General features: G+C 67.7%; 7 protein-coding genes. All 7 read left to right on the top strand.

The window, feature by feature from the left end; genetic code table 11:
* Positions 1 to 38 precede the first annotated feature (38 nt).
* The gene (locus tag ASG75_RS07280) at positions 39 to 449 is read left to right on the top strand and encodes a response regulator (RefSeq protein WP_327213306.1); all 411 of its coding nucleotides are present in this window, start codon (positions 39 to 41) and stop codon (positions 447 to 449) included.
* Between the two features lie 22 nt (positions 450 to 471).
* Entirely contained in the window at positions 472 to 843 is a 372-nt protein-coding gene (locus ASG75_RS07275; protein ID WP_056387281.1) for a response regulator, read from the top strand.
* Positions 840 to 1,379 (top strand): chemotaxis protein CheW, encoded by a 540-nt coding sequence (locus ASG75_RS07270; RefSeq protein WP_056387279.1) that lies wholly within the window; start codon positions 840 to 842, stop codon positions 1,377 to 1,379. The genes ASG75_RS07275 and ASG75_RS07270 overlap by 4 nt, the downstream gene beginning before the upstream one ends.
* Before the next feature lie 129 nt (positions 1,380 to 1,508).
* Positions 1,509 to 3,539 (top strand): methyl-accepting chemotaxis protein, encoded by a 2,031-nt coding sequence (locus ASG75_RS07265; RefSeq protein ID WP_056387277.1) that lies wholly within the window; start codon positions 1,509 to 1,511, stop codon positions 3,537 to 3,539.
* Between the two features lie 103 nt (positions 3,540 to 3,642).
* Entirely contained in the window at positions 3,643 to 9,624 is a 5,982-nt protein-coding gene (locus ASG75_RS07260; protein ID WP_056387275.1) for an Hpt domain-containing protein, read from the top strand.
* Positions 9,617 to 11,335 (top strand): chemotaxis protein CheB, encoded by a 1,719-nt coding sequence (locus ASG75_RS07255; RefSeq protein WP_056387273.1) that lies wholly within the window; start codon positions 9,617 to 9,619, stop codon positions 11,333 to 11,335. The genes ASG75_RS07260 and ASG75_RS07255 overlap by 8 nt, the downstream gene beginning before the upstream one ends.
* The gene (locus tag ASG75_RS07250; RefSeq protein WP_056387270.1) at positions 11,332 to 11,841 is read left to right on the top strand and encodes a chemotaxis protein CheW; all 510 of its coding nucleotides are present in this window, start codon (positions 11,332 to 11,334) and stop codon (positions 11,839 to 11,841) included. Before ASG75_RS07255 ends, ASG75_RS07250 begins: the two co-directional genes overlap by 4 nt.
* The last annotated feature ends 17 nt before the right edge of the window (positions 11,842 to 11,858 follow it).

The following is an 11,858-nucleotide window of genomic DNA, read 5'->3' as shown; positions in this document are numbered from 1 at the left end:
GCCTATCCTGAGCTCGGGGCGGGCCGCAGGGGGAGTAAGTGGATTTGAACGTGAGTGCTAATGACTTGGCTGGTCTCAAGGTCATGGTGATCGATGACTCGAAGACCATCCGCCGCACGGCGGAAACCCTGCTGAAAAAAGAGGGTTGCGAGGTGTTGACCGCCGTCGACGGCTTCGAGGCATTGGCCAAGATCTCCGACCAGAAGCCTGCCATCATCTTCGTCGACATCATGATGCCGCGGCTGGATGGCTATCAGACCTGCGCGCTGATCAAGAACAATCCGCAGTTCCGCGCCACGCCGGTGATCATGCTGTCTTCCAAGGACGGCCTGTTCGACAAGGCGCGCGGCCGCATCGTCGGTGCCGAGCAGTATCTGACCAAGCCGTTCACGCGGGACGAACTGCTTGGTGCCATCCATCGCCACGTCAGCACGGTATCGAGCCACTGACTGCAGATTCTGAGGGGGACCTGTGGCCACTATTCTTATCATCGACGATTCGCCGACCGACGTGCGCGTGTTCACCACGCTGCTTGAACGGGCCGGGCACCAGGTCGCCGCCGTCAGCACGGCCGAGGAAGGCATCGAGCGCGTGCGCGCCGACCTGCCCGACCTGGTCATCATGGACGTGATCATGCCCGGCATGAACGGTTTCCAGGCCACGCGCACGCTCACGCGCGACCCGAAAACCCAGAACGTGCCGATCGTGATGATCACCACCAAGTCGATGGAAACCGACCGCGTGTGGGGTTTGCGCCAGGGCGCCCGTGCGTTCATCACCAAGCCGGTGAACGAGAAAGAGCTGCTGGCCTGCATCAACGAATTGCTGCCGAGCGAGAAATGAACCAGCCCGTCAACCGCACTCCCTTCGAGATCCTGGCCCGCTACGAGCGGCTGTCGTTGGGGCATGCGTCGGATACGCAGGACAAGTTCGAGGCGCCCGGGTTGTGGCGCGGGATCGGTTTCCGGGTCGGTTCGCGCCTGCTGGTCAGCGGTATCGACGAGATCAACGAGTTGCTGGCGGTGCCAATGCTGACCCCGGTGCCGGGCACCCAGCCGTGGTTGCTCGGCGTGGCCAACGTGCGCGGCAACCTGGTGCCGGTGATCGATTTCGGCCGCTTCCTGTTCGGCGAACGCACGCAGCACACCGATCGTGCCCGCCTGCTGGTGGTACGCCAGGGCGGCGGCAACGTGGCGCTGCTGGTGGACGAGGTGTTCGGCCAGCGCACGGTGGACGAGGAACAGCGGCGCGAGGCGGGGCAGGAGGACGATCCGCGACTCGCCCGCTTCGTCGACAGCCGGGTGGGTGAGCAGCAATTGGCGATTTTCAGCATGAACCGGCTGGTGCGCGCACCGGATTTCCGGCAAGCCGCGGCCTGACGCCGGGGCAGGCTGCAGTGACATGAAGGGCCGGTGCCCGCGTGGGCCGGAAATTTGGGACAAACATTCCCTGGCCAGTACTCGCTTCGCGGGGCTGGCGGCGTAATCAGTTAGACGGATGAGGTGAACATGAGCACTACAGGGGGCGTCAGCAGGGAACGCGGTTACACCGCACTCATTGTCCTGCTGCTGATTGCGATCGGCTTCGCGGCGCTGGATTTCTTCCTGCTCAACCAGAAGAACGGTGAAGATCGCCAGGCGATCGCGTTGACCACGCAGATCCAGGTGCTGTCACAGCAGACGGCGAAATTCGCGCTGGAATCGGCGGACGGCAACACCGACTCCTTCAAGGAGCTCGAATCCACCCGCAACGCCATCGACTCCGCCGTGCAGCGGCTGATCAAGGGCGATCCCAAGAGCGGCATGCAGCCGTACTCGGACAACAACGCCACGCCCGCCGGCCGCGCCGTGAGCGCGCTGGACACCTCCTGGAAACAGCTCGACGCCGACATCGGCAAGATCCTCTCCAACAAGGCGGTGGTGCTCGATTCGGGGCAACGCGCCGGCACCCTTTCGCAGCAGATGCCCCTGCTCAACTCGAGCATGGAGCAGGTGGTCAACATCCTGCAGCAGCGCAACGGCAGCTCCGAACAGATGCTGGGCACCTCGCGCCAGATGCTGTCCGCCGACCGCATCATCCGCCGCGTGCAGGAAGTGTTGCAGGGTGGCGACAGCGCCCAGTCGGCGGCCGATGGCCTGTCCCGCGACGCGCAGTTGTACGGCAACGTGTTGAAGGGCCTGATCGAGGGCAACCCCGACAGCGGCGTGCGGCCGATCAACGACGCCAATGCGCGCAAGATCCTCACCGACATGGACACCAGCTGGGCCCAGCTGGCCGATCCGGTGGCCAAGCTGGTCGCCGCCGCCGGCAACATCGCCGACGTGAAGCGCGCGGGCAACCAGGCCTCGCTGGATTCGCAGACCGTGCTGTTGCGCGCGAACGACCTGTCCGAGCAGATCGGCAAGCTGCCGCTGCGCCGGCTGTTCCCGAACGTGTGGTGGGGCCTGCTCGGTGCGATCGCCGCGGTGGCGTTCGCCCTGTTGCTGGTCATTACCCTGGTGCGCGACCAGCGTCGCCGGTTCGCCCAGAGTACCGAGCTGAACCAGCGCAACCAGGAGGCGATCATGCGCCTGCTGGACGAGATGGGCTCGCTGGCGGAAGGCGACCTGACCGTGAAGACCACGGTGTCGGAGGACATCACCGGCGCGATCGCCGACTCGGTGAACTACGCCATCGACGAGCTGCGTTCACTGGTGACCACCATCAACGAGACCTCCGAGCAGGTGTCGTCCTCGGCGCAGGAAAGCCAGACCACCGCCCGCCACCTGGCGAATGCGGCCGAGCAGCAGGCGCAGCAGATCAGCACCGCGACCTCGGCGATCAACCAGATCGCCAGCTCGATGGATGACGTGTCGAAGAATTCCGCCGAGTCGGCCGACGTGGCCGAGCGCTCGGTGAAGATCGCCTCGCACGGCGCCGAGGTGGTGCGCGAGACGATCTCCGGCATGGACTCGATCCGCGACCAGATCCAGGAGACTTCCAAGCGCATCAAGCGGCTGGGCGAATCCTCGCAGGAGATCGGCTCGATCGTGGAGCTGATCAACGACATCGCCGAGCAGACCAACATCCTGGCGTTGAACGCGGCGATCCAGGCGGCTTCGGCCGGCGAAGCGGGCCGCGGTTTCGCGGTGGTGGCGGACGAAGTGCAGCGACTGGCGGAACGCTCGACCAGCGCGACCAAGCGCATCGAGACGCTGGTGCAGACGATTCAGTCCGATACCAACGAAGCGGTGAACTCGATGGAACAGACCACCGCCGAGGTGGTCGCCGGTGCGCGCCTGGCGGAGGACGCCGGCAGCGCGCTGGGCGATATCGAGCGCGTCTCGCACGATCTGTCCGCGCTGATTCAGAACATCTCCACCGCGGCGCGCGAGCAGTCCGCGGCGGCGACCGATATTTCGGTGTCAATGAACGCGATTCAGGAGATCACCTCGCAGACCTCGCAAGGCGCGAGCCAGACCGCCGACTCGATCGGTACGCTGGCGCAGCTGGCGAGCGACCTGCGGCGCTCGGTGGCGCATTTCAAGTTACCGGGTTGACATCGGCCGGGCTGATTCCTGGCCCGATTGAGAAAAGCACAAGACAGGGGGCAGTCTCGCTGGTTGCAGGATGCTTGCGTTGTGCAACCGTTGAGAGAGGCGCATGAGACTTCAAGACCACATCGATTTCACCACGCTGCAGTGGGTCAAGCCGGAGCTCGACGACACCTTGTCGATCGCCCGCGAGGCCCTGGAGTCGTACGTCGACAATCCGGGCAAGCGCGATTACATGCGCACCTGCGCGGATCACCTGCATCAGGTGCAAGGCACCTTGCAGATGGTCGAGCTGTACGGCGCGGCGATGGTGACGGCGGAGATGGAGGCGCTCGCCATCGCCCTGCTTGAGGACCACGTTGCCTATCGCGAGGAAGCCTATGCCGCGCTGATGCGCGGCCTGATGCAGCTGCCCGACTATCTGGAACGGCTGTCCAGCGGCCACCGCGACGTGCCGGTGGTGCTGCTGCCGCTGCTCAACGACCTGCGTGCCAGCCGCGAACAGGAACCGTTGCCCGAATCGGCGATGTTCCATCCCAACCTCGACGCGTTCCTGCCGGAGCAGGCACCCGCGGCGATGAGCGAGGCCTATGCCGAGGTGCACCGCGGCGAGCTGGTGGACCTGCGCCTGCGCTTCCAGCAGCAATTGCTTGGCTGGTTCCGCGGGCAGAATGCCGCGCAGCAGCTGGTCAACATGCGCAAGACCCTGCTGGCGATTACCGCGCGCTGCCATCACGTGCATGGCCGGCGCCTGTGGTGGATCGCCGCCGGCGTACTGGAAGGCCTGGAACAGGGTTCCCTCAAGGGCTCCGCCGGCGAAGTGCGTCAGCTGATCGGCAGGGTCGACCGCAACATTCGCCTGCTGATCGAGCAGGGCGAAGACAGCCTGCGCGGCGGCGATGCGGACGACGTGGCCTGCAAGCTGCTCTACATCGTGGCCCAGGCGAAGCAACGCAGCCCGCAGATGGAGCTGTTGCGCACTACCTACGCGCTGGACGGCCTGCTGCCCGATGCCGGCGAACTGGAACATGCCCGCGGCTCGATGGCCGGGCACAACCGCGCGCTGCTCGACTCGGTATCGCGCGCGCTGAAGGACGACCTGTTGCGCGTCAAGGAGGCGCTGGACCTGTTCCTGCGCCAGCAGAACGGTGATCCCGCACAGCTGGCCGCGCAGGGCGAAGTGCTCGAGCGCGTCGGCGACACGTTGGGCATGCTGGCGCTGGCGGTGCCGCGCCGGGTGGTCAACGAACAGCGGCGCGTGCTCGATGAGATCGCCAACCGCATGCGCGCGGCCGACGAGGAAACCCTGCTCGACGTCGCCGGCGCCCTGCTCTACGTCGAGGCGTCGCTGGACGACCACATCGAGAGCCTGGGCTCCGAAGACGAGCCGGCTACCGGCGAGACGATGCACGCCCTCCCGCGCAGCGAGGCGCTGGGCGTCGTCACCACGTTGATGCAGGAAGCGATCGCCAATACCGGCAGGGTCAAGGACGCGATCGTCGCGTTCGTCGAATCCGGCTGGGAGCACGACCGGCTGGCCGGTGCGCCGGTCCTGATGGACGAGGTCGCCGGCGCCATGCGCATGCTGTCGTCGCCGCGGCCGGCCGAACTGGCCCAGGGCGTGGGCCGCTTCATCGGTTACGAACTGCTGGAAGACCGGCGCGTGCCCAGCGGTGCGCAGATGGACCACCTGGCCGATGCGCTGGCGGCGCTGGAGTATTACCTGGAGGCCGCGCGCGAGCATCGCGGCGGCCTGGAACACATCCTCGACGTGGCCGAACACAGCCTCGGCCTGCTCGGCTACTGGCCGGTGCCGTCGGCGCGCGCGGCATCCGCGGCGGCCTTCGTGCCCGAAGCGGCAGCGCCTGCCGGGCACGCGGTCGGAGACGAGGAGCATCCGGAGCTGTCCGAATCCGTCAGCCTGATGCCGGGCGACGACCTGGCCCATCTTTTCGTCGGCGACAGCGGGACGCCGGTCGCATCCGCCCATGATCTGGATGGACTGCGCCTGACGCCGACCGAGGCGACCGCGCCGCCGGCCGAGCTGGAGCACTTCGGGTTCGACGAGCAGGACGACGGCGACTGGATCGAAGTCGAGGAAGAGGTGGTCGAGCAGGTGCCGGTGCGCGATGCGCTGGCGGCGAACACCAGTTTCAATGTCAACGCCGAGGGCATCGACGACGATATCCGCGAGATCTTCCTGGAGGAGATGCAGGAGGAGATCGACAACCTGCGCAGCGCCGAGAAGGTCTGGTTGGCCGATCCCGCGCAGACTTCGTCGCTGGTCGGCATCCGCCGTTCGTTCCACACGCTGAAGGGCTCGGGCCGCCTGGTCGGTGCCGGCGCGCTGGGCGAGTTCGCGTGGAAAGTGGAGGACATGCTCAACCGCGTGCTGGACAACACCATCGAGCCGAACGCGAACGTGCAGGCGCTGGTGCGGCACGCGATCGATGCGTTGCCGCAGCTGCTGGCCGCGCTCAAGGGCGAGGGTGCGCCGAACGTACCGCTCAGCGCGATCATGCGCACCGCCGAGCAGCTCGCTGCCGGCAATCAGGCGCGCCTGGAAGACCATGCGCCGCAGGCCATGGAAACGGTGCGCCGCATCGTGCGCCGGCGCGTGCCGCGCCTCGACGCGGCGGTGGAAGCCGTGCCGGTGGCAGGCGTGACCGATGCGGGCAGCGCCGCTGCCGCGCATGAGCCGACCGAATCCATGCACGCCATGGCGATGCCGGTGATGCCGCCGGTGGACCCGGTGCTGCTGGAGATCCTGCGCAGCGAAGTGGCGCAGTACCTGCAGACCATCCGTGCCGCGATCCAGCGCAGCGACGACGAATTGCCGATCGGCGAAGAATTGCTGCGTGCCGTGCACACGCTGCACGGTGCGATCGCGATGGTCGACATCCCGCTGCTGACGCAGCTGCTGTCGCCGCTGGAAGGCCTGTTCAAGCGTCTGCGCGCCGCCAACCTGCCGCTGTCGTCCGATGGCGTGCGACTGCTGGGCCAGTCGGTCGACGTGGTCGATCACGTGATGGGCCAGTTCGACGTGGCCGAGCCGCAACTGCCGAACGTCGACGCGCTCACCGCGCAGATCATCGGCATGCGCGACCACTACCCCGAGTCGAAGGTGGCGCACGTCGTGTTCGAGCCGCAGGCCGACGAGGCCGAGCCGGCGGAGGCCGTCACCGCGGCAGATCACGTCGGCGTCGACCAGGCGATCATGGCCGCCTCGCTGGAGGCCGGCATGGTCGAGGTCACGGCGGCGCAGGCCGAGGCGACCTCCGCCGAGATTCCGGCCGATGCCGGCGATGCAGCGGGCGTCCACCCGGACGAAGCGCATCACGCCAAGGTGACCGCCGAGTTGGTGGCGGCACTGGGTGCCTTTGAACCCGAACAAGCGGCTGCCGAGCTGGCAGCCGCCGAAAAGCTGGCGGCCGAGCAGGCCGCTGCAGCACAGGCGGCAGCGGAGAAACTGGCAGCCGAGCAGGCGGCGGCAGCGCAGGCCGCGGCCGAACAATTGGCCGCCGAGCAGGCTGCAGCAGAACAGGCGGCCATCGAAAAGCTGGCGGCCGAGCGAGCTGCGGCCGAGCAGGTCGCAGCCAAAAAGCTGGCAGCCGAGCAGCAGGCAGCGGCCGAGCGGGCCGCGGCAAGCCATGCGACGGAAGAAGCATCCGGTGCCCCGGCGCAGGAACCTGCCTACGCCTTGGCCGGGTCCGGCCAGATCGACGCCGACCTGCTGGAAGTCTTCATCGACGAGGCACGCGAGATCCTCGACCACGCCGATGACGTACTGGCGCAGTGGCACGCCGAGCCGACCGAACTGGCGCATGTGTCGGAGCTGCAGCGCGACCTGCACACGCTCAAGGGCGGTGCGCGTATCGCCGGCCTGGTGCCGGTGGGCGATCTCAGTCACGCGACCGAGACCCTGCTCGAGAAACCGATCCGCGATGCGTCGAAGACCGGCCCGCTGATCGCCGCGCTGGAGGCCAGCTTCGACCAGCTGCACGCCCTGGTGCAGCAGGTGGCGCAAGGCCACGCGACCGATTACCCGCAAGCCATGATCGACCACCTGCTGGCGCTGGCCGGCGAAACGGCGCTGGCCGACGACGTGGTGCCGGCGGCGTCCCCGATGCCGGCGCCCATGCCGGTTCCGGCCGCACCGTCGTCGACGGTTTCCGCGGCGGGCGATCTCGAGCTGCCCGAGCTGATGCCGGAGATGGAGGAGGAAGTACGCTCCTCGCAGGAACAGATCCGCGTCCGCGCCGACCTGCTCGACAGCCTGGTCAACCACGCCGGCGAAGTGGCGATCTACCGTTCGCGGCTGGAACAGCAGGTCGCCGGCTACCGTTTCAACCTGGTCGAGCTGGAGCAGACCGTCGCGCGTCTGCGCAGCCAGCTGCGTATGCTGGAAATCGAGACCGAGGCGCAGATCATCGCGCGCTTCCAGCGCGAGCATCGCGAAGCGGGCCTGACCGCGTTCGATCCGCTCGAGCTCGATCGCTACTCGCAGCTGCAGCAGTATTCGCGTGCGCTGGCCGAGTCGGTCTCCGATCTGGTGTCGATCCAGAACATGCTGGACGAACTGACCCGCCAGGCCGAGACCCTGCTGATCCAGCAGTCGCGCGTCAGTACCGAGCTGCAGGACGGCCTGTTGCGCACGCGCATGCTGCCGTTCGACACGATGGTGCCGAACCTGCGCCGCACGCTGCGCCAGGCCGCCCAGGAACAGGGCAAGCAGGCCCAGCTCCACGTGGACGGCGCCCACGGTGAAATGGACCGCAACCTGCTCGACCGCATCAAGGCGCCGTTCGAGCACATGCTGCGCAACGCGATCGCGCACGGCATCGAAACCCCGGCCGAACGCCGCAAGGCCGGCAAGCTGGCCGAGGGCGCGGTGCACATCACGGTAGCGCGCGAGGCCACCGAGGTGGTGGTGCGGGTCAGCGACGACGGTCGCGGGCTGAATCGCGAGGCGATCCGCAAGCGCGGCATCGAGCGCGGGTTGCTGCGTGCCGAGACGAAGCCGACCGACAACCAGCTGCTCTCGCTGATCACCCAGACCGGCTTCTCCACGGCCAGCCAGGTCACCCAGCTGGCCGGTCGCGGCGTCGGCATGGACGTGGTGGCGAACGAGATAAAGCAGCTCGGCGGTTCGCTGTCGATCGAGTCCGAGGAAGGCAAGGGCAGTACGTTCATCCTGCGCCTGCCGTTCACTCTTGCAGTGACCCAGGCGATCCTGGTGCGCATCGGCGAGGCCACGTTCGCGATCCCGATGACCTCGGTGCAGGGCGTGGCGCGAGTCAATCCGGACGACCTGGCCGCGTTGATGGCCGAGGACGAGCCGTCGTTCCAGTACGGCAACGAGGCCTACGGCATCCATGATCTGGCCGACTTGCTGGGCCTGCCGCCGGGCCTGCCGACCGAGGAAGAGCAGCAGCCGCTGCTGCTGACCCGCGCAGGCGACCTGCGCGCGGCGATCCGCATCGACGCGGTGCTCGGCTCGCGCGAAATCGTGGTGAAGTCGGTCGGCCCGCAGATCAGCTCGGTGCCGGGCCTGCTCGGCGCGACCATCATGGGCGACGGTTCGGTGCTGATCATTCTGGATCTGGCGCCGCTGGTGCGTCACGGCATCATCCGCCGCGAGCAGCGCCTGTCCGAAGGCCTCAGCGCGGTCCAGGCGCCGGTGATCGAGGAAGTGCAGGTGCGGCCGCTGGTGATGGTGGTGGACGACTCGATCACCATGCGCAAGGTCACCAGCCGCGTGCTGGAGCGTCACGAATACGAAGTCAGCACGGCGAAGGACGGCGTCGACGCGCTGGAGAAACTGCACGAGCGCGTGCCGGACCTGATGCTGCTGGACATCGAGATGCCGCGCATGGACGGCTACGAGCTGGCCACCCACATGAAGGCCGATCCGCGGCTGCGCGACGTGCCGATCATCATGATCACCTCGCGCAGCGGCGACAAGCATCGCCAGCGTGCGTTCGACATCGGGGTGGACCGCTACCTCGGCAAGCCGTACCAGGAGGCCGAGTTGCTGGTGCAGATCGGGGAGGTGCTGGAGCAGCGTGCGGTGGAGCCGATTCATGACTGATACGGCTCCTGCGGTTGCCCTGCTGTTTGACGACACCGAACTGGGCGGCCAGCTGCGCGAGGCGCTGTGCGAACGTGGCGCGCGGATCGTGCACGAAGGCGGGGTATCCAGCCTCAGCCGCGAATTGCTGCAGCGGGTGGGCGCCGACGTGCTGGTGGTCAACCTGGACGACAGCGCCGACGACGCGCTCGACCGCTTGTACGAGGTGATCGACGACGATCGCCCCCGGGTGGTCTTCAACGATGCGCAGGCCAGCCGCGCACTGGCCGGCTGGGATCGCGCGCGTTGGGCGCGCCATCTCGCGGTCAAGGTGATGGCGGAGGGCGACATCGACCCGCCGCGGCCAAACGACGCCCCTGGCGTCGCGGCGCCGGCGGTTGCATGGCCGGAAACGACGGCGGCCGAGGTCGCCGCGATCGTGCAGCCGATGGTCGCCGAGGCAGCGGCGGAGCCGTTCGCCGAACCCGTCGCGGCGGCAGATTCCGACCTGGAACCCGATTTCCTGGTGCACGACGACCTCGATGGCCAGCACAAGGAGATCGCGGCGGCGGAGTCGGAGAACTTGGCCGCCGAACTGGAAGCCTTGCTGGCTTCCGGCGATATGCCGGCGGATGACGACGCGGAATCCGGTCCGGGCCTGCGCTTTGTCGACGACGAGGAACTGCCGCCCCTGCACGATGGAAACTTCGGCGCGCCGGCGACGGATCCGGCAGCGCCGCCGCCGCTGCCGTCGGTTCCCGCAGGATCGGCCCCGGCCCTGTCGGGCGTGACGCCACCGGCGTTCCAGATCGATCACCTGCAGTTGTCGTCGCTGACGGACACTTCGGTTGCCGCAATACCGGCTTCGGCAGCGCCGCCGGCGGTGGCCGACGGCGCGCCGCGCGTGCGCGCGCCAGAAGGCTGGGCGCTGGTGGACGAGGATGCTCCGCAGGTTGCACTCGAGGCTCCCGACAGGCTTGACGCTGCGGCGTTCGGGATCGAGAAATTGAGCGCTGCCGATTTCCTCGCGCCCGACGTCGAGGCAGTCGCCGCCGATCTCGAACCGAGGATGAGTCTTGAGCTGGTGTCGATGGAGGAAGCCATTGCGCCGCAGGCGTACGTGCATGAGCACGAGCACGCGCATGCGATGGTGCTCGACGAACTTGGCGGCGCGTTGAGCCGGGTCGTGTTGCTGGGCGCGGCGATCGACGGCATCGACGCGGTATGCACGTTCCTGGCGGCGCTGCCGGCATCGACGCGGTTGACCTTCCTGCTTACCCAGCACCTGGGCGGGCAGTCGGGCGCCTCGCTGGTGGCGGAGTTTGCCGCGAACTGCGCGTTGCCGGTGCGGCTGGCCAAGGGTGGCCGAGCCAAGCCCGGCGAAGTGCTGCTGGTGCCGGCCGGGCAGCAGGTGCGGCTGCGCCGTGACGGCAGCATCGACCTGCAAGCGAGCGGCGCCGACGGGGAACAGGAGCCGTCGATCGACGCCAGCCTGACCATGGCGGCCAACGCGTTCGGCCGCGATGCGCTGGCGATCGTGTTTGCCGGGCGCGGCAACGATGCCGTGGCTGGTGCGCAGGCGATCCACGATCGCGGTGGCCAGGTCTGGGTAGAGTCGTCGTCCGGCGATCATTTTGCCGACATGGTCAGCGGAATTTTCGCCGAACGATTGGTCAGTTTTTCCGGTACGCCGCCCGAGCTGGCGGCGCACCTGCTTGAGGTGTTTCCATGAGTGATCCGCTGCCGCGTGAAATCCGCTGCGTCCTGGTGCCGGTCGGCAACTTGCGCCTGCTGTTGCCCAACGCCACCATCGCCGAGGTGATCACCCAGAGCACGCCCGAACCGGTGGCCGGCGCACCCGAGTGGCTGCTCGGCCGGATCGCCTGGCGCGGCTGGCGTGTGCCGCTGGTGTCGTTCGCCGAACTGGCCGGTACCGAGGAAGGCGATGCCGAGCTGAGCGTGCGCGTGGCCGTGCTGAAGGCGCTCGGCGGCAATCCGAAACTGCCGTTCATCGCCGTGCTGACCCAGGGCTTCCCGCGCCTGACCACGTTGAACGCGGAGCTGATCATTCCCACCCACGACGGCAAGCCGCTGCCCCCGGGCGTGCGTGCGCACGTGCTGGTGCGCGACGACGTGGCGATGATCCCCGATCTGGAATGGATCGAAGCCACCTTGCTGGGCCTGCTCGACGATGCCGAACCGGCGGAGTCCACGGAGTCGTCCGACTCGAACGACTGAAACCCGGCCGGCAGGCG

It is taken from the genome of Rhodanobacter sp. Soil772 (assembly GCF_001428385.1).
Taxonomy (GTDB): Bacteria; Pseudomonadota; Gammaproteobacteria; order Xanthomonadales; family Rhodanobacteraceae; genus Rhodanobacter.
This window is presented reverse-complemented; position numbering and strand designations above follow the sequence as displayed.